The organism is Exiguobacterium sp. s146, assembly GCF_018618415.1.
Classification (GTDB): domain Bacteria; phylum Bacillota; class Bacilli; order Exiguobacteriales; family Exiguobacteriaceae; genus Exiguobacterium.
This window is the reverse complement of record NZ_JACSMA010000002.1, coordinates 715,520-738,763: the sequence shown is the minus strand read 5'-3', so window position 1 is coordinate 738,763 and position 23,244 is coordinate 715,520. Positions and strand designations below refer to the sequence as shown.

Genomic DNA, 23,244 nt, shown 5'->3' with positions numbered 1-23,244 from the left:
AGACGATGAGGTAGATAGGTCATGGGTGGAAGCACGGCGACGTGTGGAGCTGAATGATACTAATCGGTCGAGGCTTTGATCTAGTCTAATGGTTTGTGTGAATTGATGAGTCTTCAGTTTTGAGAGAACAATCTCTTAAAACATATTGACGTTATGACTAAATAATGTTAATATAATACTTGTCTGGTGGCGATAGCGAAGCGGCCACACCCGTTCCCATGCCGAACACGGAAGTTAAGCGCTTCAGCGCCGAAAGTAGTTGGGGGTCTCCCCCTGTGAGGATAGGACGCTGCCAGGCAAGATCGTTCCGCAATAGCTCAGTGGTAGAGCAACCGGCTGTTAACCGGTAGGTCGTAGGTTCAAATCCTACTTGCGGAGCCACTTTTCTCTTTTTGGAGAGCTGTCCGAGTGGCCGAAGGAGCACGATTGGAATTCGTGTAGGCGGCAAAACCGTCTCAAGGGTTCGAATCCCTTGCTCTCCGCCAGTTTTTCAATCAATAGTATGGCCCGTTGGTCAAGCGGTTAAGACACCGCCCTTTCACGGCGGTAACACGGGTTCGAATCCCGTACGGGTCACCATTTTAATTTTATATCGTCGCGGGGTGGAGCAGTCTGGTAGCTCGTCGGGCTCATAACCCGAAGGTCGTTGGTTCAAATCCAGCCCCCGCAATTAGTGTGGTCCTGTGGTGTAGTGGTTAACATGCCTGCCTGTCACGCAGGAGATCGCGGGTTCGACCCCCGTCAGGACCGCCATTTTTTAATTTAATTACTACATACATGGCTTTGTAGCTCAGTTGGTAGAGCAAAGGACTGAAAATCCTTGTGTCGGCGGTTCGATTCCGTCCAAAGCCACCATGTGGGGGGGTAGCGAAGTGGCTAAACGCGGCGGACTGTAAATCCGCTCCCTCGGGTTCGGCGGTTCGAATCCGCCCCCCCCCACCACTTAGGGGCATAGTTTAGCGGTAGAACTACGGTCTCCAAAACCGTCAGCGCGGGTTCGATTCCTGCTGCCCCTGCTTCTTAATTTAATTATGGCGATTGTGGCGAAGTGGTTAACGCACCGGATTGTGATTCCGGCATTCGAGGGTTCAATTCCCTTCAGTCGCCCCATTTTATTGGGCTGTAGCCAAGTGGTAAGGCATCGGATTTTGATTCCGACATGCGAAGGTTCGATCCCTTCCAGCCCAGCCAACTATGCGGAAGTAGTTCAGTGGTAGAATACGACCTTGCCAAGGTCGGGGTCGCGGGTTCGAATCCCGTCTTCCGCTCCATTCAATTTGGCGCCATAGCCAAGTGGTAAGGCAGAGGACTGCAACTCCTCTATCGTCGGTTCGATTCCGACTGGCGCCTCCAACATAATATGCCGGTGTGGCGGAATTGGTAGACGCGCACGACTCAAAATCGTGTTCCTCTGGAGTGTCGGTTCGACTCCGACCACCGGTATCCGTAGATCCTAGCTGAGGCTAGGGTCTTTTTTTGTATGTAGAGGTTTGAGAAATAAAGGGAAGCGAGCGATACGTAAGGAATAAGCAAGAAGACAAAAGGGGGAACTACATTGTCGACAAATCAAATCGCTCAAGCGTTTATCAAATTTGCTGCAAACGAGTGTAGAGGTTCGAGTGCTCTTTATGAATCATTATCGAACGAGATAGCGGCAGATGCATCGATCCTCACGTTATGTGAACAAGCCAATCCGGATCAGCCTATTCCAAACCTGTTATTTGGGGCAGTCCATTATTTGCTCTTAAGTGGGCACCAACATCCATTAGGTGACTATTATCCAAGCGTGTCCATGAAAGCGAAAGAGATAGATGAAGGACTGTTTCCGAGTTTTCAGCAATTTTGTTCAACTTATGAACCAGAGTTGACGGCTCTCTTGCAGACGAGACTCGTTCAAACGAACGAAGTGAGACGGTGTGCGTATTTATACCCTGTGTTCGGTATGATTTATGAATACTCCAAACAACCGTTGGCCTTAGTGGAGATTGGTACGAGCGCTGGCCTACAGCTCCTTTGGGATCAATACACGTATCGATACGACGACAGCGAACCGGTCGGGAACGTGACATCACCCCTCGAGATTTCAGCCGAGGTGATTGGAGAAGGGAGACCGCGACTGAATCTACCGCTTCCTCCAATCCGGGAACGCATCGGGTTCGATTTGAATATCGTTGATTTGACAGATGCGGATGAAAAATTGTGGTTGAAGGCGCTCATCTGGCCGGAACATGCCACGCGTCTCGAGCTATTTGAACAGGCGAGTGCGTTGATCGGGTCACAACCATTGGAGTTGATTCAAGGGGATGGGATTCAATTATTAAAACCACGGGTCGATTCGATGGATCCGGACACCATCGTCTGTATCTTCCATACACACGTGGCGAATCAGATGCCGCTTGAAACCAAGTATGAGCTTTTGCATCAAGTCGATTTGATTGGGGAGAACAGGGACGTCTGTCATATCTATAATAATGTCCAAGATCAGTTACTCCACCTCGATTTCATCATAGACGGCAGAAAGAGTGAATTCGTGCTCGCGGAAACGGATGGGCATGGACGTTGGTTCAACTGGTTGCTGTCACCTGAAGCGGAAGAAAATATGAAGCGAAGACTCGGCAAACTCTAACCTCGGTTAGGGTTTCTTTTGAATCCATGAAAAAAGAACCATCACGGAGATGATTCTTCATATGACGTGTACGTCGCTTCGTCCATCGTATTTAAGTAATCGGGTCCAAAATTGTTCAGGATAAAGAGTTCTTCTTCATTCTCGGTCGCTAATCCATTCGAGAATCCTCGATTCGCTTGGAGGAAATGCAACAAACGGTCTTGTTCCGTGTCAGCTTTGGAGAAGTCGCCTTGTGACCAATTTTCGAGCATGACGTTCAATTCGGCGTACATGTCGTCTCCGATTTTAAATTTTGATTTTAGAAGATTCAAGTATTCAGCCGATTGTTGAATATTCTGTGGAGTCATCGGAATCGCTCCCCATTTGGAACGGGCCGATATTTTTTGATGTGTCATCAAGTGCATGTTTTTGATTAATTCAGTTCGACTAGGTTTTTCTTCATTGAAAGAGACATCTAATTCAACGCGAGTCTTTGCGGTCGAGTTGCCTCTGCGATCTAATGGGTCTTCTTTCGATACTTCGATTTGTAATTCTTTGACGCGTTTGGCGTATTTGTCGTCAAGATCCTCGTTCTCGACACCTTGACTTAAATTTTTGTAAAACGTATAGCTGACAAAAAAGACTGGAATGAGCAAAATGAAGACGCTCGTCACGATGATGAGTCGCTTCGGGGTAAATAGCTGTTTCAGTTTTGAAATCAATATCACTTCCTCCTATCTGTACATAGTTGGATTCTAACACACTTCAAATACCATTAATTCCATATAAGGAATTTATATGGAAAAATAGATAAAAGAAACAAAAAAATGATATGATAACTCATTTTGAATCAGTATTTTCCTATCTGTGATGTGATATAATTACCTGATAATAATATTTTGTGGTGAATAAATTCTAATGACGATCACATTGCTCGTCAATCTCATACTGTATTTGGTTTCATATTTCATTTTTGTTGTCGTCATCGCTGTTTGCAATTGAGGAGGAAGTTGTACATGAGTAAAGAAAAAATCGCCCAGCTCCGAAAGCATGTCTCGCCGTTTGAAAAGGCTGACGTGAAGAAGAGCGTCCGGCAAATGATCAATACGATCTTGCCGTTTCTTGCCGCCTGGATCCTTGCCTATCAGGCGCTCCAAATCTCGGTCTTCTTGACTATCCCGCTCGCCATCGTCGCAGCCGGATTCGTCGTCCGGATGTTCATCATTTTCCACGACTGTACGCACGGTTCGTTTTTCAAGAATAAGAAAGCGAACGCCATCGTCGGAACGATTATGGGGATTCTCACGTTGTTCCCATATGAGAAATGGAAACGAGAGCATTCGATTCATCACGCTTCGAGTGGAAACTTGGATAAACGGGGCGTCGGTGACATTTGGGTCATGACGATTGAAGAATATGTCGAGGCCTCGAGATGGACTCGATTGCAGTATCGTCTGTATCGTAATCCACTCGTCATGTTTGGTCTCGGTCCGTTGTTCTTGATTCTGATCACGAGCCGGTTCAACCGGAAAGATGCACGTAAAAAAGAACGGAACAACACATATCTGATCAACGTGTCGCTCGTCGTGCTCTATGCGCTCGTCATCGCGCTCGTCGGTTGGAAAGCGTTCTTGATCGTTCAAGGCACGACGATGTTCACAGCCGGTGTCCTTGGAATCTGGTTGTTCTATGTGCAGCATACGTTCGAAGACTCCTATTTCGAAGACGAGAGCGAGTGGGACTACGTGAAAGCTGCAATCGAAGGAAGTTCCTATTACGAGTTACCGAAAGTGTTGCAGTGGGTAACAGGGAATATCGGTTTCCACCACGTCCATCACTTGAGCCCACGCGTGCCGAACTATAACCTCGAGCAAGCTCATACATCGACGCCGCCGCTCCAAAAAGCGACGACAATCGGTTTATGGTCGAGTTTAAAGTCGCTACGCTACAAACTGTACGATGCTCAGAACAAGACGTTCGTCACGTTCCGCGATATTAAACACTTGCTTCGGGAACCGAAGACATCATCGTTGTGACGCACTATCCTGCCGACTTGGTCGGCAGGGTCTTTTTATATTGCTACCGGTACCTTATATTGAGATATGGTTTAAAGGAGAGGAATAAGGGAATTAAAAGTATTCAAGCATTAGAAATAACGAATTGATAAGCCATCAAAGAAATTTCTTCAAAAGTGTTGACTTCCGAAAGGTATAGATGTATATTGATTGTAGTCGCTTTTACAGCCGACTTATTTGAACCATGCGGGTGTAGTTTAATGGTAAAACCTCAGCCTTCCAAGCTGATGACGAGAGTTCGATTCTCTTCACCCGCTTCATCATCTCTCTGCCGACTGGCGGGGAGATTTTTTGTATGCGAAAATAGGCATGAAAGAGGTGATTCGATGAACGGGATGAGCCCGGAAACACTTAAACAAAAGATTGTGGCGTACGCGTCGACGATTGGGATTGACGACTTGAAAGTGACGACGGCCGACCCGTTCATCGTCATGAAGCAACGTCTCGTGAAGCAACAAGAGAAGGGGTTCGCTTCGGGGTTCGAGGAGCCTGACTTGGACAAACGGACGACACCGACGCTATTGCTTGAAGAGGCGCAGTCGATTATTGCGATTGCCATCTTGTATCCGAGCAAATTGAAGGATGCGCCGCGGAGCGTGGCCGATGAGCGACGCGGTTTATTCGCCCGGGCCTCGTGGGGGCTCGACTACCATCGCGCCGTCGGCTCGAGACTTGAACAATTGCAGGCGTACATCGAACAGCTCGTCCCGGGCGTCCGGACACGCTCGATGGTCGATACGGGGGAGTTGGTCGACCGGGCGGTGGCCGAACGGGCCGGAATCGGCTTCAGCGGCAAGAACTGTTCCATCATTTCGCCTGAGAACGGGTCGTATCTGTACCTGGGCGAGATGATTCTGGACACGTATTTACCACCGGACGAGATGATTGAGGACGGATGCGGGGAGTGCACGAAATGCATGACCGCTTGTCCGACGACGGCGCTCATCGAACCGGGTGTGCTCGACGCAAAACGGTGCATCGCCTATTTGACGCAGATGAAGACACTCATGCCACGTGAGTTCCGCTCGAAGCTCGGTGGACGGCTCTACGGCTGTGACACGTGCCAGCAAGTCTGTCCGTATAATCGGAAGAAAGACTGGCGTCATCACGAGGAACTGCTCCCAGAAGCGGAGATCGTCAAACCGTTGCTCGTTCCGCTCTTGAATATGAGCAACCGTGAGTTCAAAGCGAAGTTTGGTCATCTGTCCGGCGCATGGCGCGGGAAAAAGCCGATTCAGCGAAATGCGATTCTAGCATTGGCCCATTACCGGGAACCGTCAGCCGTGCCGGTGCTCGAGGACTTCATTCGCCAGGACGAGCGCGAAGACATGCGGGCGACGGCCGTCTGGGCGATTGGGGCGATTCTCGGCCCCGAAGCCGAGACGATTTATCAACAAATCGAGTCGACGGAGACGTCGGAGCTCGTACATGAAGAGATTCGTTTATTCCGAGAGGAGTGGGACCGTGAAGACCGTGTCATCTAAATGGGGAACGTTAGCCTATGAATTGAACGCCGCTGGAAAGTTATGCGCGTTAGACTTTGCGGAGACAGAAGCAGATGATGGTTCGGCACCAGCTTGGCTGACCGGACTGATTGAGCGTGTCGAAAAAGATGGACTTCAACCGTCTGACCGCGAGTGGATCGAGATGAACGGGACCGTCTTTCAGCAGGAAGTATGGGATGCGCTCTTAACGATTCCGTTCGGGGAGACACGGACATACAAACAAATCGCCGAACAGATCGGTCGACCAAAAGCGGTTCGTGCGGTCGGCCAGGCGTTGAACCGGAATCCGTTACCCGTCATTTTCCCGTGCCACCGGGTCGTCGGCAGTGGCGGACAATTGACCGGTTTTGCAGGCGGGATTCATCAAAAACAACGATTACTTGATCTCGAACAAGTGAAGTGAGGAGTAGATTATGGCCATCCATGTAGTAATGTTCCAACCAGAAATCCCAGCGAATACAGGTAACGTCTCACGCACATGTGCCGCGACGAATTCCGTGCTCCATTTGATTCGCCCGTTAGGCTTTTCGACGGACGATAAAATGCTGAAACGGGCTGGGCTCGATTATTGGCAGTTCGTCGACGTGCGGTATCACGATTCGCTTGATGAACTGTGGGCCAAGCACCCGGACGGAGAGTTCTTCTATATTACCAAGTACGGGGAACAGTACCCGAGTGACCTCGACGTGTCTGCGGTCGATAAAGACTATTTCTTCGTCTTCGGACGCGAGACGAAAGGGTTGCCGATGGAAGTGATTGAGAATAATCTCGACCGTTGCATCCGCTTGCCGCAATCGAACCTCGTTCGGTCCCTCAATGTCTCGAACACGGCGGCGATTATCGTCTATGAGGCACTGCGCCAACAAGGATATGCGGGATTGAAATAAAAAAAGAGCCGGATTCGTGAGAATCTCGGCTCTTATTGATTACCTTCAGGTTTTCTGTTGTATCCAGCTGTTAAGATAGCTGCGAGGAAGACGACGCTGATTCCGACCATTAGTAATAAACCCATCTGAAAATCCCCCTTTTGTTCTCCGTGACTACGAATATTATAATATACTTGATAATAGATTTGCACTGAATATGAGAAATTCTTGTGAAATTGGAGCCGATATGAAAACAAACGTGTACTTGTTAAGCTATGCCCCGTTGATTGGGATTATTCTGTTCTCGATGTCGCTTGCGATCGCCACGAGCGAGTATGTGATTCAATGGCTGACCCGTGTCGGCGTCTACAGTGAGATTATCGCGCTGTTGTCCGTCCAGGAGTCAAAAGTGCTCGTGCTCGTCGTGTTCTTTACGATTTACTTTATGCTGTTCAGCGCCTTCAAGCTCGTGGCCGATACGTTCAATCAACTCGGGTTCGCCTTCTTCGCGCGTGAGACGAACGGCAGTTCACTACATCGTCTAAAGCCAGGGGCGACGATTTTCCTGGTCGGGTCGGGAATCAGCTTCTTGTTCTTGAATTCGCTCCTTGCTGTCATCGCGGTATTGCTTGGTACTTTCGTGCTTTATTTGTTCTATTACATATGGCAAGTCAGTCAATTGATGTCGACGTTTCGGGCGATCGGTCTGCTCCTGATTCAAGCGATGATGTGGGCCATCCTGTTGAGCGGCCTCGCTTGGGCGATGCTGCGCCTGTTTAATTCGGTCGGGGACATCATCCTATGAATGTGCACATGCCGATTCCCCTCATGCCGACCGAAGAAGTCGTTCAGGTTTGGATGGCATCGATGGTGCCGCCGATGGACTTGTTCATGGCGGATGCGGGCCTGGTGGCGCGACTTGGCACCGACGCGAACGTCTTGATCGTCCCACGATCGGAATTTGACGTCCACCCGTCTTATCGTGACATCCGGATGGCCAACGCCTATACGTATTGGACCATCGACCGCGAGGCAGCCTTTGTCTTGCATGCGTCGCCGGGTTGGGTCGCGACATTATTGCCAGACGTGAGACGCGAGTTGCTTGCCTATCAAGTTACGATCGGGCGGGGGCTCGTTTTCCCGGCGACTGATTTGGAAATGGATTCGCTATCGACTTCAATTGTAACGGTAGACGATGGATCGTATTTCATCTTACATCAGTCTGCCTTTCAGGCAATGTCGGACGAGATGCGTCGTCGACTGACGTTTGAGTACGCCAAAGCCTGGGACGAGTGGACAGCGTGCCTCGTGCCGGATACGTGTCCTACCCATGTGCAGCGCCTTGCCAACACTTTCCCGGTCACGTCAGGCGGCAATTGTCTCGCGGCCACACTGTTCGCGGTGACAGGTGCGGACTGGATGGCCACGCAATGGGTCCATTCCGGCACGTTCCTCCAGACGCTCGGCCAGGCCGGCTACGTTAGAATCGAGTCGGAAACGACAGAACGAGGGGATGTGCTCACGTTCGTCGATGAGGCGGGGCGGGTCCAACACGCAACGTACTGCATCGGCGCCGGGCTCTTCTTCAACAAGAACGGACAAACGCTGTTCAATCCGTGGAAGCTGATTCAAGAACATGAACTGTTCGAGGCATGGGGAGACTACACGTGCCATATATATCGACGACCATAAAAAGCCAGGGACGATGATGTCCCTGGCTTTTTAGCGATGTGCCTCCGTCCAGACGATGGCAGGATAGGCCTGGTTGGCGAGATCTGGGAACGGGCGCGGCGTGTCGGCGCCGAGCCAGATGGCCGTGATCGTCTCATCGGTCAAGCCGACGTACCACATGTCTTTATGCGAGTTCGTCGTGCCGGTCTTCCCACCGATGTAAGGCCCTTTGATTTGGTTGGCGTAACGTCCCGTCCCGTACGTGGTGACGGCGGACAGCGCCTCTCGCATCGTCGCGACGGTCGTTTTCGACCAGACGGCTTGCTTCGTCATGCTTGGCGTAATCGTAGCGGCACCCGACTCGAACCGAATCTGTTTAATCGTCTGGCCGGACGAGTAGACGCCTTGATTGAGGAACGGGGTATAGGCGGCGGCAAGCTCTTTGGGCGACACGCCTTGGGTCAAACCGCCGAGTGCGCTGGCGAGACTGTTATCGGTCTCGGCGTCCCATTGGCTGAACATCATGTCCGCCGTCGCATACGCTGCCTCTTGATCGATGGCGGTGAAGGCGGCGAGTGCCGGTGTATTGTAGGAATACGCGACCGTGTCGCGGAACGATACGTCACCGAGGACGCGATTCCCGCTGTTCGTCGGACAATACGTCCCGTAACAGACCGGTCGACCGTCGAGGATGGTATCGAGTTTCGCTCCCGTTTCTTCTATATAGGGGGCGAACACGAGGACGGGTTTGATGGCCGATCCCGGTTGGCGGAACGCCTGCGTGGCTCGGTTGAATTCGCCTGATTGCGTCATCTCCGAATCGACGAGAGCGATGATGCGTCCATTTGGCGTCAGCTCGGCATAACCGCCGTTCAAACCGTTCGGCAGTTTCGTCATGACTTGTTTCGCCTGTTGTTGGCGGGCGACGGACAGATGCGTCTCGATGGTCGCTTGATTGGTCGCCAAATAGTCTTTGGCCGCTTCTTCATCGAGGTCGTAACGTGAGCGGACGAGTCGGATTGCTTCTTTCATGACCGTATCCATATAGTCGGGATAACGGACGACGTGTTGACGATACGTCGCCGTCAGTTTCACCCCGTGATGCGTCTCATACGCTTGTCTGGAGATGACACCGGCATCGCGGAGCTGGGTAAGGATTCGATCTTTGCGCGCATAGAACGATTCTGAAGGGTCGAGCGGGTCATATAACGACGGATTGTTCGGAACGGTCAACAGGAACGCGATTTGATTCCAGTTCAAGTCTTCGAGCGGACGGGCGAAATACGTCTCGGCCGCTGCTTGAATCCCATAAACGTTATGCCCGAAGAAAATCACGTTGCTGTAAGCGGTCATAATCTCTTTTTTACTATATTGTTTTTCAAGCGCCCGGGCGAGCAATAATTCCTTCACTTTTCGCTCATACGTACGCTCATGCGTCAAATAGACGTTTCGAGCGAGTTGCTGGGTAATCGTGCTCCCGCCTTGGAGCGATGATTCATTGGCGTTATTGATGAACGCCCGGGCGATGCCGCCGAGGTCATATCCCGGATGGGCGTTAAACTTGCGGTCTTCGATGGTCATGATGGCTTCACGGAGGTAGGCCGGGAAGCGCGCGACGGAGACGTCGTCGCGCCGACCGTTCAAATAGAGCCGTTCCGTCCCGCCTTTATACGTCAACGTGACAGCATGTTTCGACGCGAGCGGGGTCGCTGTGACTGTCTTTTCGCCCCACGTCATAATCTGTTTCGCTTGTTCAATTTCTTCTTTTAACGCTCCGCTGATTGTCCCGCCGACGGCTAACAATCCAGCAAAAAATAGTGTCCCAATCCACGCTCGCATCGTCTCACCTCTCTCTTTATACATTATATCGTCAATCTTTCGATAAAATTCAAAATGTAAACGTTATCATATAATAATTTGGGCAGGAATACATTAGGAAATAGAGAAAGAGGGTAATAGATGTTTATATTAAGAATTTAGGAGGCTGTACTATGAAGCAAGAAATGGTTGCGATGCTCCTCGCAGGAGGAGAAGGGAAACGACTCGGGCCTCTCACACGGAAGACGGCAAAGCCTGCTGTCAACTTTGGAGGGAAGTACCGGATCATCGATTTTCCATTATCGAACTGTACCAATTCGGGAATCACGACGGTGGGTGTGTTAACACAATATGAGCCGTTGGAATTGAACCGTTACCTAGGCATCGGGTCAGCCTGGGACTTAGACCGCCGCAACGGAGGCTTGGCCATTTTACCGCCATACCAAGCACAGTCGGGGAAAAACTGGTACGAGGGTACGGCCAATGCGATTTATCGGAACTTGAGCTATATCGACGACTACGATCCGGAGTACGTGTTGATTCTGTCGGGGGACCACATTTACAAGATGGACTATGAGAAGATGCTCGATTTCCATAAAGAGAAACAAGCCGATGTTACGATTTCGGTCATGGAAGTACCATGGGACGAGGCGCCGCGCTTCGGGATCTTAAATACGGGTGATGACCTCCGCATTAATGAGTTTGATGAGAAGCCAGAAAAGCCAAAGAGCAATTTGGCCTCGATGGGTATCTACATCTTTAATTGGAAAGTTCTTCGGGAGCACTTGATTCAAGACGCGGAAGACGAAACATCAAGTTTCGACTTTGGGAAAAACATCATTCCGAACACGCTTCTCGATGGTTTAAACGTATTCGCATATAAATTTAAAGGTTATTGGAAAGATGTCGGAACAATCCAATCGCTTTGGGAAGCCAATATGGACTTGCTCGAAGAAGACCCACCGTTTGATCTTTACGATTCGAACTGGAAAATCTATTCGGTTAACCCGAACCAAACACCGCAATTTATCGGGAAAGATGCTTGCATCGAACAGTCGGTCATCAACGAAGGCTGCCAAATTGAGGGCGAGGTCCAACACTCGGTCTTATTCTACGATGTACGCGTCGGTGAAGGTTCACTCGTCAAAGACTCGGTCATTATGCCAGGAGCACGGATTGGAAAAGATGTAACAATTCACAGAGCAATTGTTGCAAGCTGTGCCGTCATTCAAGACGGTGCGACAGTTGGCGAGCCGGGTGGTGAGATCGTTGTCATTGAACCACATGAAAATATCGAGAGCGGCACAGTCTTTAAACAACGTGTTTGATTTAAAAAAAGACCGACGCAAGGAGGAGTTACTGTTGACGAATGATTTATTAGGAGTCATTAACTTAGGAACTGAAGAGGGCTTATTTCCTGAATTCACGGGGCATCGCAATTTAGCGGCTGTACCGTTCTCAGGGCGCTATCGTTTGATTGACTTTACATTGACGAACATGATCACCCAAGGCATCAACCAAGTCGGTATTTTCACACTGGATAAATACCGCTCGCTCATGGACCACTTGGGCTCAGGGAAAGAATGGGATTTGGACCGCTCACAAGGCGGTCTGCACATCTTCCCGCCGGCACTCAAGCCTGACGGCGAAGCGTACCTCGGCGATTTGGCCAACTTCTCGATGCACCGCGAACATTTCGTGCGCAGCAAGCAACCGTATGTGGTCATCACAGGTTCGAACGTATTGACGACAATCGATTTCCAAGACATGCTCGACCATCACAAGTCGATGGGGGCGGACATCACACTCGCCTATACGGGTCATGAACAGAAATGTGGCTATTGCCGTCCAATCCGTCTCGGCGAAAACGACCGTGTCGTCGGCATCGGGGAGCGCGGATACAGCCCGAGCGATGAATATACGTACACGGAGACGATTGTTATGTCGAAAAACCTGTTCCTTCGTCTCGTCGATGAAGCGACGTCAAAAGGGGAGTACGACTTGCTCGACGGCGTCATCCGTCCACAGCTGCACCGCCTCCACGTTCACGGATATCACTATACTGGCAAAATGCAGGTGATTCACTCTGTGCTTTCATATTATAATGAGAGTATGCGCTTACTTCGTCATGAGGGAATCATTTATGACTTCCCACACATTTATACGAAGATTAAACATGAGCCGCCGACGCGCTATTTGAACGGGTCGAAAGTGAATGAGGCGCTCGTCGCGAACGGTTGTAAAATCAGTGGCGAAGTCCAAAACAGCATTCTCTTCCGCGGTGTCGTCGTCAGCGAACACGCCCGCGTCAAAAACTCAATCATTCTATCCAAATCGATCATCGAAGAAGGGGCTGTCGTCGAGAACGCCATTTTAGACAAAGAAGTGGTCGTTAAACGGGGACAAGTCATTCGTGGTACGGTCGATGAGCCGATTGTAATCGGAAAACGGACAACGGTGTAAGGGGGATATTATGAAAATATGGTATGTCGCTTCAGAAGCGGCACCGTTCATGAAAACGGGGGGGCTTGCCGATGTCATCGGTTCGCTCCCTCAAGCGGTGTCTAGCCTCGGTGAAGAAGTGAGTGTCATCATGCCGAAGTATGGCACGATCGCTCAAGAGTACGTAAATGAGATGGAGTACATGTTCGACCTGATTGTCCCGGTCGGATGGCGCAAGCAGTTCGGTGCCGTCCTCAAACTCGAACGGGAAGGAATCACTTACTACTTCATCGACAACGAATATTATTTCAAACGGGAGGGCGTGCTCTATGGCCATTACGATGATGCTGAGCGCTTCGCATTCTTCTCTCGTGCCGTCCTTGAGATGATTGGGAAGCTCGAAGCGGAAGACGTGCCCGACGTGCTCCACTGCCATGATTGGCAGACCGGTGTCGTCCCAGCCTTCTTGCGGATCCATTATCAACATATCGAAGCATATCAACGCATTCGTACCGTCTTTACGATCCATAACCTGCAATACCAAGGCGTTTTCCCAGAAGCGGTTCTCGGTGAACTATTACAGTTCGGGCCGGAACACTTTACGGCGGAAGGGATTCAACATAATGGCCTCGTCAACTATATGAAGGCGGGCATCGTCCACTCTGACCAGATCACGACGGTCAGTCCGTCGTATCGTGATGAAATTATGGAACCGTACTACGGGGAAGGGCTCGATGCGACGCTCCGTTACCGGTCTGTCGACGTTCGAGGCATCTTGAACGGGCTCGATTTAACGACAAATGATCCAAGCACCGACAAGCGGATTGCCCAGACATACAACCTCGATACGGTCAAAGAAGGCAAGTTCGCCAACAAGCGTGTGCTTCAAGAGCGGTTCGGCCTCGAAGTACGTGACGACGTCATGTTAATCGGGTTCGTCAGTCGACTCGTCGAGCAAAAAGGCCTTGATTTGATTGAAGCGGTGAGTGAAGAGCTCGGGAACTTGGACTGTCAGTTCGTGTTCCTCGGATCAGGCCAACCGGAATATGAAGGCATCGTCCATCACATGACGGCGTCGCACCCTGGCAAGGTCGGATCGTATATCGGGTTCGATATCGAACTCGCACACTTGATTTATGCCGGATCGGACGCATTCCTCATGCCGTCCCGTTTCGAGCCGTGCGGTCTCAGCCAGCTCATCTCGATGCGTTACGGGACGCTCCCAATCGTACGCGAAACGGGTGGACTGCGCGATACGGTCAAACCGTATAACGAATACACACAAGAAGGCACAGGTTTCGGCTTCTTGAACTATAACGCTCATGAGATGCTTGCGACGATCGAGAAATCGATTCGCGTCTTCTATGATGACAACACTTGGAACGCGCTCGTTCATCAAGCGATGACCGCGGACTTCAGCTGGAAACAATCTGCGAAACAATACCGTGAGTTGTATCACCTATTTGCATGACTGGAAGGAGTTTTACACACATATGTTTACAGACAAACAGAGCTTCGTCACTTCATTCCAAGAGAGATTTGTCGCATTAAACGGGAAGTCGTTTGATGAAGGGACCGAGCAGGAAGTGTATCAAACGTTGGCAACGATGGTGCGCGAGCAGGCGATTCCGAAATGGATCAACACCCGCGACAAGCATGAAGAAAAACAAAGTAAACAAGTCATTTATTTCTCACTTGAATTTTTGCTCGGTCGTTTTCTGTACAACAATTTGCTCAGCATGGACGTCCTCGAAGTCGTGCAAGAGGGACTCGATGAGCTTGGATTCAACTTCACTGATATTACCGAATACGAGCCGGAACCAGGTCTCGGCAACGGCGGCCTCGGTCGCCTGGCCGCCTGCTTCCTCGACTCGCTCGCAGCGCTCAGTCTCCCGGGGCACGGGAACGGGATTCGCTACCGGTACGGCTTGTTCAAACAAAAAATCGTCGACGGCTATCAAGTCGAGTTGCCAGACAACTGGCTTCGTGACGGGAACATGTGGGAGACACGCCGAGCGGATCGAGCCATCGACGTCAATTTCGGCGGCTGGATCGAGATGCGTCAAATCGGGGACCGGCTTCGGGTCGTCCACCATCCGGACGAAGTCGTACGGGCCGTCCCTTACGATATGCCGATCATCGGGTACAAAAACGACGTCGTCAACACGCTCCGGCTTTGGAATGCCGAGTCGCCGTTTGATGACGAGGAGTATATGGAACGGACGAAAGGATCGTATAAAGATTTGCTGAAGTATAAGCAGTCGATTGCGACCATCTCTGAATTCCTGTACCCGGACGACACGACGTACGAAGGAAAAGTGCTTCGTTTGAAGCAGCAATACTTCTTCGTCTCGGCGGGCGTCCAATCGATGATCGCGTCTTACTTACGTCACAATAAATCTTTGAAGCACTTGGGCGACCATTATGCGGTCCATATTAACGACACGCACCCGGTCGTGGCCATCCCTGAACTCATGCGTATTTTGATGGACGACCACGGTTACGGGTGGGACGAGGCATGGCGCGTGACAAAGAGCGTCATGTCGTTCACGAACCATACGCTCCTCGCCGAGGCGCTCGAGAAGTGGCCGGTTGAGATGTACGAACGGTTATTGCCGCGTATTTATCAAATCATCACGGAAATCAATCGACGTTTCTGTAAAGACGTCCTTGTCAACTATCCACATCTCGAGCCGCATATGGGTGAGATCGCGATCGTGTCGAACGAACACATCAACATGGCGAACCTTGCCGTCGTCGGCTCGCACTCGACGAACGGAGTCGCCCGGATTCATACGGATATCTTGAAGCAGCGCGAGATGCGTCATTTGTATGAGATGTTCCCGCTCCGGTTCAACAACAAGACGAACGGCATCACGCATCGACGCTGGCTCCTCAAGTCGAATCCACGTCTCTCGAATTTGATTACGGATGCAATCGGTCCATCATGGATTGAACATCCGAACGATCTCGAGAAGTTGATGGGTGTCTCGAAAGACGCGAGCTTCCAAGAGCAGGTCATGAACGTGAAGCAACAAAACAAACTTGACTTAGCCGGCTATATCCAAGCCGAGACAGGCATCGCTGTCGACCCGGACTCAATTTTTGACGTCCAAGTCAAGCGGCTACATGCCTATAAACGTCAATTGATGAATGCGATACACATTCACGCGCTCTATCAAAAGATTCAAGCCGATCCGACGTTCACGATGGTCCCACGGACGTTCATCTTCGGGGCGAAGGCGGCACCAGGCTATTATTATGCCAAAGAAGTCATTCGCTATATCAACGCCCTCGCGGCGATGATCAACAACGACAAACGGGCGAGCCGCTTCATCAAAATCGTCTTCCTTGAGAACTATCGCGTTTCGATGGCCGAACGCATCTTCCCAGGTTCGGACTTGAGTGAACAAATCTCGACAGCGAGCTACGAGGCGTCAGGTACCGGCAACATGAAATTCATGATGAACGGGGCGCTCACAATCGGGACGCTCGACGGGGCCAATATCGAGATTCGCGACGCGGTCGGTGACGACCACATCTTCATCTTCGGATTGACGCCGCAAGAAGTCATGAACTATAAGAAGTTCGGTGGCTACCATGCGGCCGACATCTATCATGCGAACACGGACGTGCGCAACGTCGTCGACGGGCTCGTCAACGGGACGTTCGACAAGGTCGGGGAATACCAATTCCAAGCGATTTTCGATTCGCTCCTCGTCTATAATGACGACTTCCTCGTGTTGAAAGATTTCGCGTCGTACATGCAGGCGCAACGCCGTGTCGATGAAGTGTTCGCCGACAAGCCACGCTGGGCCGAGAGTTCGATCGTCAATACGGCCAAATCGGGAATCTTCTCGAGTGACCGGACCATCACCGAATATGCGAACGCCGTTTGGAACATCAAACCGACGAGCGTGAAATAAAAAAATCCACCCGTTACGGGTGGACCTTGTTTTCTGGATAGCTAATCCAATCGGAGTAAGAGCCGGGGTACAGACGCACATCGTCTTTCCCGAGGGCGTGTAGCGCCAAGATGTTGACGCAGGCAGTGACGCCGCTCCCGCAATAAAAGATCGGATTCGGAACGTCGAGGACGTCGGCGTACAGCTCTTTCAAATCGTGGAAGTCTTGAAGTGTCCCGAGGTCGGTGACGGCCTCGTTATAAGGGCAGAGCACGGCGTTCGGGATATGACCGGGCTTGCGATCAATCGGTTCATGGCTGCCGTCGTAACGGTCGGCCGTCCTTGAATCGTATAAGCCACCAGTGATGGTGGCAGCGCGTACGTCTTCAATCGTCGCAATCATCTCGTCTTGGAAGACGGGTGTGTAGTCGGAAGCAGGGTAGGACGGGACGTCCGTCGTCGTCTCCCCGCAGTAGGTGATGCCAGATTGGATGCCGCCTTCAAGCACGATGACGCGCTCATGGCCGGCCCACTTGAATAACCACCACGCACGAGCGGCAAACGGGAAGCCGTCGTCATAGATGACGACCAAGTCATCGCGTTGAATCCCGATGCGGCGGAGCGTCTGCGTCCACGCTTCTTTTGAAGGGAGCGGATGGCGGCCGCCGTGTTCGGACAACGGTCCGGACAAGTCTTCCATCAAATCGAGGAAGACGGCGTTCGGCAGATGCCCTTGTCGATACACATACTTTCCGTATGAGGCGTCGTTTAATGAATAGCGGCAATCAATGAAGCGGATCGAGTCCGTATGGACGATGTGTTTCAATTCTTGGGCACGCATAGTTGGAAACATAGTATCACCTCGAAGTTTCGTTACTCCCATCGTATACAAGATGGAACAAATTGGCGAGTACTTCGATTGAATTTTTGAATGTCGAAAGGGGAACTGACCATGACATGGCAACAGACATATGACCGATGGAAACAATACGAGGCACTCGAGCCGCATTTACGCGCCGAACTCGAGGCGCTCGAACAAGACGAGACCTCACTCGAGGATGCCTTCTATAAGACGCTCGAATTCGGGACGGGCGGGATGCGCGGTGAAATCGGTCCAGGGGCGAACCGGATGAACATCTATACAATCCGCAAGGCGTCGCAAGGTTTTGCCGACTTTATCGCGGCATCAGGGGAAGAAGCGAAACGTCACGGCGTTGTCATTGCCCACGACTCACGCCACTTCTCGCCGGAGTTCGCGCTCGAGGCGGCACGCACACTCGCCTCGAACGGGATTAAGACATACTTGTTCCCGAGTTTACGGGCGACGCCAGAGTTGTCATTCGCCGTCCGTCACTTGAACGCCTTCGGCGGCATCGTCATCACGGCGAGCCACAACCCGCCTGAATATAACGGCTTCAAAGTGTACGGTGCGGACGGTGGACAGTTGCCGCCGGCCGAGGCTGATGAGCTCGTCTCATACGTCAATGCCATCGAGGACGAATTGACGATCGACGTCAAAGAGGAGGCACCGCTTCGGGGTGACGGTACGCTCGTCACGGTCGATGCGTCAGTCGATGCCGCTTATATGGAAGCACTCCAATCGATTCGGATTCATACGGACGTCCACGGCGATCCGTTGAAAATCGTCTATTCCCCGCTTCACGGGACGGGACGTCGCCCGGTCATGGAAGGATTGAAAGCGTATGGGTTCGAACACGTCACCATCGTCGACGAACAGGCTGAGCCGGATGGGGCCTTCCCGACAGTCAGTTATCCGAACCCGGAAGAACGGGCTGCCTTCGAGCTCGCGATGCAATACGGCGACCGCGTCGGGGCCGACTTGCTCATGGCGACGGACCCGGACGCCGACCGTGTCGGCTTCACGGTCCGTGACCGCAACGGCGAATGGTTCGTCTTGACGGGCAACCAGACCGGGGCGCTCCTCATGGATTATATCTTGTCTCAAAAAGTGGAGACGGGGACGCTTCCGACGAACGGTTTCGTCGCGAAGACGATTGTCACGTCCGAACTCGGGGCGGCCATCGCCAAGGCGTATGGGGTCCACCTCGAGAACACGCTCACCGGTTTTAAATTCATCGGTGAGAAAATCAAGCAGTATGAAGAGTCGGGTCAGTATCAGTTCTTGTTCGGCTATGAAGAGAGCTACGGTTATTTGATTGGAGACTTCTGCCGTGATAAAGATGCCGTCCAGGCGTGCTTGCTCGGCGCCGAGATGGCAGCTTTCCATAAACAGCAAGGGCGCACGTTATACGATGCTCTCCAAGCCGTCTATGAGAAGTATGGCTTCTATGAAGAGTCGCTCCAATCGATGACGCTCAAAGGCAAAGCAGGACTCGAGCAGATCGGCCGGATGATGGAGGCGTTCCGCGCCAATCCTCCGCAAGAAGTCGGCGGCTATGAAGTCGTCCGGTTCGAGGATTATAAGCAACAAGTCGCGAAGAACTTGCAACAAGGTGAGACGGAAGCGATCGACTTGCCGTCGTCGAACGTGCTCAAGTTCATCTTCGAGGACGGCTCATGGTTCTGCTTGCGTCCGTCTGGGACCGAGCCGAAAATCAAATTCTATTTCAGTGTTCACGCCGATAGCGCGGAGAAAACGACAGTGAAACGGGAAGCGATTGAACGCGATGTCATGAAGCAAGCGAAAGCAATCGATTAATGGAAGACATCGCCCTGACGAGGGTGGTGTTTTTTGTTTGACAAGCTATGCCCCCCTCAGTATGATGAGTATATTGTTCATAACCATGTAATCATATAAGGATTATCAGGAAGGCGGAAAATACTATGAAAAAATCATTAACAGCAGTCCTCGCAATCGGAGCATCATTCGGAGTGCTCGCTGCTTGCGGGACAGAGACAGACAGCGGCTCAGAAGAAGCCGTCATCACAGTCGGGACAGAAGCGACATACCCTCCGTTCACGTACAAAGACAAAGGTGAAATCACAGGGTATGACATCGATGTGTTGAATGAAGCGGCCGAGCGTGCCGGTTACACGGTCGAATATGAGCCGATGGACTTCAAAGGACTCGTCCCAGCGCTTGACGCAGAACGCATCGATATGATTGCCAACCAGATGAGCATCACACCGGAGCGTGAAGAGAAGTACGCATTCTCAACACCGTACGCGGTATCTGGTGCGCAAGTCATCGTCGCTTCAGACAACAACGACATCCAAGGCATCGACGACCTCGACGGCAAAGTCGTCGGCTCGACACAAGGTTCGGTCTACGCTCAGCTCGCTGAAGAAGCCGGCGCTGAAGTGAAGTTCTATAAAGGCGCGAACCAAGTGCTTCAAGACCTTCAAGTCGGACGTCTTGATGCGGCGCTCAACGACCGTCTCTTCATCTTGACGGAGCTAGAGAAGACAGGTTACGACGTGAAAGCGGTCGGTGACATCTTCAACAAGAGCGAAGTGGGCTACATGACACGTCAAGACTCGGACGTGCTCGAAGGCTTGAACGAGGCGCTTGCGGAGATGCAAGAAGACGGCACGATGGCTGAAATCGGTGAGAAGTACTTCGGTGAGGACATCAGTCAATGAATGAACTGATCACGACCGTCATCGAGAACCGTTCGGCCTATATCGAAGCCATACAATTGACGTTGATCGCCAGTATCCTGTCGATTCTTCTCGCCTTGGTGCTCGGTCTGATCATCGCTGTCTTGCACAGCAGCCCTGTCAAGATCGTTCGTTTGTTCACCCGCACGTATATCTCGTTCTTCCGGGGCACGCCGCTCTTGTTGCAACTCCTCATCCTGTACGTCGGTCTGACCGGTTTCGTCCAGTTGAGCGGGATGCAGGCGCTCATCTTCGGGTTAGGACTTCACTTTGCGGCCTACATCTCGGAAGCGTTCCGCGCGGCCATCAATTCGGTCGACCGCGGGCAAGTCGAGGCGAGTGTCGCCCTCGGGATTCCGCGTGCGAAGCGCTTCAAGGATATCATCTTCCCCCAGGCGTTATCGCGTGCCATCCCACCGGTGTCCAACTCGGTCATCGATATCATCAAATCGACGTCACTCGGTACGGTCATCGCCGTCCAAGAGTTGACGTACGTGTCCGACCAAATCGCAGCGACGACGTATCTCGTCATGCCGCTCCTCTTGTTCTCGGCATCGATTTACTGGATCTTGTCGACGCTCATCCAAGCTGGGCAGCATCGTCTCGAACGTCGGTATGCGATTCGCTAACACAAAGAAATCCCTTCGATTCTACAATCGAAGGGATTTTTGTATTAACGGATGACTTGTTCTGTCTCCGTGTCGAAGAAGTGAGCTTTCGTCATGTCGAGTGCGAGTGTGACGTCGTCACCCATGTGGATGTTCGAACGTCCATCGATGCGGGCCGTGAACTGGTGGCCACCGAGTTCAGCGTACAAGTAAGACTCAGCGCCCATGAGCTCGGCGACGTCGATGTGCGTGCGGAACGTGTGTGTCGTTGGCGAGTCGATGTAGATCGGCTCATCGTGAATTGATTCTGGACGGATTCCGAGCACGAGCTCTTTACCGACGTAACCGCGGTCGCGAAGACCTTTCATTTTGCCTTCAGGAACGTTGATTTCTTCACCGCCGACGAGGAACTTCCCATCAGCCAATTTTCCGCGGAAGAAGTTCATCGAAGGTGATCCGATGAAGCCGGCTACGAAGATGTTGTCCGGGTTTTCGTATACTTCTTTCGGCGAACCGACTTGTTGGATGATTCCGTCTTTCATGATGACGATCCGAGTCGCGAGTGTCATCGCTTCCGTTTGGTCATGGGTAACGTAAATCGTCGTCGTGTCGAGACGGTTGTGCAATTGGATGATTTCTTTACGCATTTGTACGCGAAGCTTGGCATCCAAGTTTGAGAGCGGCTCATCCATCAAGAAGACTTTGGCATCACGAACGATGGCACGGCCGATGGCGACACGTTGACGCTGACCACCTGAGAGCGCTTTTGGCTTACGTTGAAGGTATTCTTCAAGTCCGAGGATACGGGCCGCATCTTGGACGCGACGGTCGATTTCATCTTTCGGAAACTTGCGAAGCTTCAAACCGAACGCCATGTTGTCATAGACACTCATGTGCGGGTAAAGCGCGTAGTTTTGGAAGACCATCGCGATGTCGCGGTCTTTCGGGGCCACGTCGTTCATGCGCTTGCCGTCGATGATGAAGTCGCCGCTCGAGATTTCTTCGAGTCCTGCGATCATACGAAGCGTCGTCGATTTACCGCAACCAGACGGTCCGACGAAGACGATGAACTCACGATCCTTGATGTGTAGGTTGAAATCGCTGACTGCCTTCGAGTCGCCACCAGCGTAGATTTTATCAATGTGATTCAATTGAATTTCTGCCATGTCGTTAGCCTCCTGAGAATCTGTTCTTGTATAATAGCGCTTACAAGACTGATTATACGATGAAACCGCTTGCATCGAATATGTACACGTTGCACAAAAACGATTACTCAGATTTGTGCAACGTGACAATCAGTTGGAGCAGACTGGCATCATAAAAGGTGCGAGCGTCATAACCGGTCGCTTCATATAGCCGGTCGAGCCGATAGTTGAGCGTGTTTCGATGCATGAATAACGCCTTCGCCGTATGTGATACGTTCAACGAGTTGGCGAATAGCGCTTCCAATACATCGATTGTCGTCTTGTCGAGCGACGCGACGACAGTGGCCGTCAGACGGCGACGTACATCAAAAGTCTCATGGCGTTGTAGTAAATAATGGTATAATAATTGACTAGCAGGGTAAGCTTTAGTAGAGAGCTTGGCAAGTGGGAGTAGCACCTGATGTTGGTCATAAAGTGGTCCCAGGTTCCCGAGCGGACGTGCGCTATAGATGACGTGTGCCTCGACGTAACAATCGCTCGCGATCGCCCGCAAGACGTCCTCGAACTCGGTCAGCTCGACGAACTGATCGGTCTCGATGATTTCGACGTGCGACCGGGTCATGAGAACGATCTCTGCGTCAGGCATAAAGTCGGCTAACACGTCTAAAAATTGTTCGAGCGCCTCAGGATCTTGATAATGCAGGACGAGCGACATGAGGCGAAACGGCCGGTCGAACCGATACGTATCGGTGAGCAGACGATCCTGCCACTTGGCTTGTCGCGGGTTCAGTTTCGTTACCAACGGAGTGGCGGACCATTCGAGCAACTGCCGCTCACGCTTCGTCAGATCTATGTTCGGTAGGCCGAAGACCGTCCCATCTTGAGCTTGATACCAGCGAACATCACCCGATGCTTCTTCAGACCGGTGGACAGCCATCGGGAAAATTGATTTAATTCGTTCAAACGTAGTCAACACAATCACCTCTTCAACAAATGTATCATATTTCAGATCGGAGGCAGAC

At 51.5% G+C, this 23,244-nt stretch carries 19 protein-coding genes, 14 tRNA genes and 2 rRNA genes; 30 read left to right on the top strand and 5 right to left on the bottom strand.

The features are described 5' to 3' along the window. The 16 genes from KNP83_RS10450 to KNP83_RS10375 all read left to right on the top strand — a co-directional run. Positions 1–83: ribosomal RNA gene (locus KNP83_RS10450) — 23S ribosomal RNA — on the top strand; the annotation flags it as partial. A 99-nt stretch (positions 84–182) separates the two neighbouring features. Next, positions 183–298, top strand: a 5S ribosomal RNA gene (gene rrf, locus KNP83_RS10445). Between the two features lie 8 nt (positions 299–306). Continuing rightward, a tRNA-Asn gene (locus KNP83_RS10440) sits at positions 307–381 on the top strand. A gap of 13 nt (positions 382–394) precedes the next feature. Then, positions 395–485 (top strand) — tRNA-Ser (locus tag KNP83_RS10435). A gap of 19 nt (positions 486–504) precedes the next feature. Next, a tRNA-Glu gene (locus KNP83_RS10430) sits at positions 505–579 on the top strand. 17 nt (positions 580–596) lie between these two features. Beyond that, a tRNA-Met gene (locus KNP83_RS10425) sits at positions 597–670 on the top strand. Positions 671–677: 7 nt separating this feature from the next. Continuing rightward, positions 678–753 (top strand) — tRNA-Asp (locus KNP83_RS10420). A 26-nt stretch (positions 754–779) separates the two neighbouring features. Next, positions 780–855 (top strand) — tRNA-Phe (locus KNP83_RS10415). A 3-nt stretch (positions 856–858) separates the two neighbouring features. Continuing rightward, positions 859–942 (top strand) — tRNA-Tyr (locus tag KNP83_RS10410). 3 nt (positions 943–945) lie between these two features. After that, positions 946–1,016: transfer RNA gene (locus tag KNP83_RS10405), tRNA-Trp, on the top strand. Between the two features lie 18 nt (positions 1,017–1,034). Further along, a tRNA-His gene (locus tag KNP83_RS10400) sits at positions 1,035–1,110 on the top strand. A gap of 6 nt (positions 1,111–1,116) precedes the next feature. Continuing rightward, a tRNA-Gln gene (locus KNP83_RS10395) sits at positions 1,117–1,191 on the top strand. A 5-nt stretch (positions 1,192–1,196) separates the two neighbouring features. After that, positions 1,197–1,271 (top strand) — tRNA-Gly (locus KNP83_RS10390). Positions 1,272–1,279: 8 nt separating this feature from the next. Further along, positions 1,280–1,353, top strand: a tRNA-Cys gene (locus tag KNP83_RS10385). Positions 1,354–1,362: 9 nt separating this feature from the next. After that, positions 1,363–1,443, top strand: a tRNA-Leu gene (locus KNP83_RS10380). Between the two features lie 112 nt (positions 1,444–1,555). Further along, entirely contained in the window at positions 1,556–2,626 is a 1,071-nt protein-coding gene (locus KNP83_RS10375) for a DUF2332 domain-containing protein (RefSeq protein WP_214762383.1), read from the top strand. A gap of 41 nt (positions 2,627–2,667) precedes the next feature. On the opposite strand, the gene KNP83_RS10370 is transcribed toward KNP83_RS10375, so the two are convergent. Continuing rightward, positions 2,668–3,327, bottom strand: coding sequence for a DUF6241 domain-containing protein (locus KNP83_RS10370; protein ID WP_214762382.1), 660 nt, complete (start codon positions 3,325–3,327; stop codon positions 2,668–2,670). Between the two features lie 294 nt (positions 3,328–3,621). On the opposite strand from KNP83_RS10370, the gene desA reads away from it, so the two are divergent. The 7 genes from desA to KNP83_RS10335 all read left to right on the top strand — a co-directional run bounded on the left by desA (position 3,622) and on the right by KNP83_RS10335 (position 8,743). Continuing rightward, complete coding sequence (desA, locus tag KNP83_RS10365) at positions 3,622–4,641, top strand: Delta(5) desaturase DesA (protein ID WP_214762381.1); 1,020 nt, start codon at positions 3,622–3,624, stop codon at positions 4,639–4,641. Between the two features lie 225 nt (positions 4,642–4,866). Continuing rightward, a tRNA-Gly gene (locus KNP83_RS10360) sits at positions 4,867–4,937 on the top strand. Between the two features lie 78 nt (positions 4,938–5,015). Further along, a complete protein-coding gene (queG, locus tag KNP83_RS10355) occupies positions 5,016–6,164 on the top strand; it encodes a tRNA epoxyqueuosine(34) reductase QueG (protein ID WP_214762420.1) in 1,149 nt (382 codons plus the stop codon). Continuing rightward, on the top strand, positions 6,145–6,588 hold the full coding sequence (locus KNP83_RS10350) for a methylated-DNA--[protein]-cysteine S-methyltransferase (protein ID WP_353048544.1): 444 nt from the start codon (positions 6,145–6,147) through the stop codon (positions 6,586–6,588). Before queG ends, KNP83_RS10350 begins: the two co-directional genes overlap by 20 nt. A gap of 10 nt (positions 6,589–6,598) precedes the next feature. Continuing rightward, entirely contained in the window at positions 6,599–7,072 is a 474-nt protein-coding gene (trmL, locus tag KNP83_RS10345; RefSeq protein WP_021066740.1) for a tRNA (uridine(34)/cytosine(34)/5-carboxymethylaminomethyluridine(34)-2'-O)-methyltransferase TrmL, read from the top strand. Positions 7,073–7,298: 226 nt separating this feature from the next. Next, positions 7,299–7,856, top strand: coding sequence for a DUF5366 family protein (locus KNP83_RS10340; RefSeq protein WP_021066738.1), 558 nt, complete (start codon positions 7,299–7,301; stop codon positions 7,854–7,856). Continuing rightward, positions 7,853–8,743 (top strand): hypothetical protein, encoded by an 891-nt coding sequence (locus KNP83_RS10335; protein ID WP_214762380.1) that lies wholly within the window; start codon positions 7,853–7,855, stop codon positions 8,741–8,743. The genes KNP83_RS10340 and KNP83_RS10335 overlap by 4 nt, the downstream gene beginning before the upstream one ends. Before the next feature lie 30 nt (positions 8,744–8,773). Here the strand turns inward: KNP83_RS10335 and KNP83_RS10330 are convergent, their stop codons facing one another. Next, the gene (locus KNP83_RS10330; protein WP_251139306.1) at positions 8,774–10,561 is read right to left on the bottom strand and encodes a transglycosylase domain-containing protein; all 1,788 of its coding nucleotides are present in this window, start codon (positions 10,559–10,561) and stop codon (positions 8,774–8,776) included. A 152-nt stretch (positions 10,562–10,713) separates the two neighbouring features. Between KNP83_RS10330 and KNP83_RS10325 the strand changes: the two genes are divergently transcribed. Genes KNP83_RS10325 through KNP83_RS10310 form a run of 4 tightly spaced genes read left to right on the top strand, consistent with a single transcriptional unit; the run spans position 10,714 to position 16,908 of the window. Continuing rightward, positions 10,714–11,868: a glucose-1-phosphate adenylyltransferase gene (locus KNP83_RS10325; RefSeq protein ID WP_214762378.1), complete on the top strand. Its 1,155-nt coding sequence runs from the start codon at positions 10,714–10,716 to the stop codon at positions 11,866–11,868. 34 nt (positions 11,869–11,902) lie between these two features. Further along, positions 11,903–13,003, top strand: a complete 1,101-nt coding sequence (gene glgD / locus KNP83_RS10320; protein WP_214762377.1) for a glucose-1-phosphate adenylyltransferase subunit GlgD — start codon at positions 11,903–11,905, stop codon at positions 13,001–13,003. 10 nt (positions 13,004–13,013) lie between these two features. After that, entirely contained in the window at positions 13,014–14,453 is a 1,440-nt protein-coding gene (glgA, locus tag KNP83_RS10315) for a glycogen synthase GlgA (RefSeq protein WP_214762376.1), read from the top strand. 22 nt (positions 14,454–14,475) lie between these two features. Beyond that, entirely contained in the window at positions 14,476–16,908 is a 2,433-nt protein-coding gene (locus KNP83_RS10310) for a glycogen/starch/alpha-glucan phosphorylase (protein WP_214762375.1), read from the top strand. Between the two features lie 13 nt (positions 16,909–16,921). On the opposite strand, the gene KNP83_RS10305 is transcribed toward KNP83_RS10310, so the two are convergent. Beyond that, positions 16,922–17,740, bottom strand: coding sequence for a sulfurtransferase (locus tag KNP83_RS10305; protein WP_214762374.1), 819 nt, complete (start codon positions 17,738–17,740; stop codon positions 16,922–16,924). A 99-nt stretch (positions 17,741–17,839) separates the two neighbouring features. Between KNP83_RS10305 and KNP83_RS10300 the strand changes: the two genes are divergently transcribed. The 3 genes from KNP83_RS10300 (at position 17,840) to KNP83_RS10290 (ending at position 21,098) form a co-directional block, all read left to right on the top strand. Beyond that, on the top strand, positions 17,840–19,567 hold the full coding sequence (locus KNP83_RS10300; RefSeq protein WP_214762373.1) for a phospho-sugar mutase: 1,728 nt from the start codon (positions 17,840–17,842) through the stop codon (positions 19,565–19,567). A 125-nt stretch (positions 19,568–19,692) separates the two neighbouring features. Further along, positions 19,693–20,451 (top strand): transporter substrate-binding domain-containing protein, encoded by a 759-nt coding sequence (locus KNP83_RS10295; RefSeq protein WP_214762372.1) that lies wholly within the window; start codon positions 19,693–19,695, stop codon positions 20,449–20,451. After that, complete coding sequence (locus KNP83_RS10290; protein ID WP_214762371.1) at positions 20,448–21,098, top strand: amino acid ABC transporter permease; 651 nt, start codon at positions 20,448–20,450, stop codon at positions 21,096–21,098. The genes KNP83_RS10295 and KNP83_RS10290 overlap by 4 nt, the downstream gene beginning before the upstream one ends. A gap of 44 nt (positions 21,099–21,142) precedes the next feature. Here the strand turns inward: KNP83_RS10290 and KNP83_RS10285 are convergent, their stop codons facing one another. After that, positions 21,143–22,243: an ABC transporter ATP-binding protein gene (locus tag KNP83_RS10285; RefSeq protein ID WP_214762370.1), complete on the bottom strand. Its 1,101-nt coding sequence runs from the start codon at positions 22,241–22,243 to the stop codon at positions 21,143–21,145. A 103-nt stretch (positions 22,244–22,346) separates the two neighbouring features. After that, the gene (locus KNP83_RS10280; RefSeq protein ID WP_214762369.1) at positions 22,347–23,198 is read right to left on the bottom strand and encodes a PucR family transcriptional regulator; all 852 of its coding nucleotides are present in this window, start codon (positions 23,196–23,198) and stop codon (positions 22,347–22,349) included. Between the last annotated feature and the right edge of the window lie 46 nt (positions 23,199–23,244).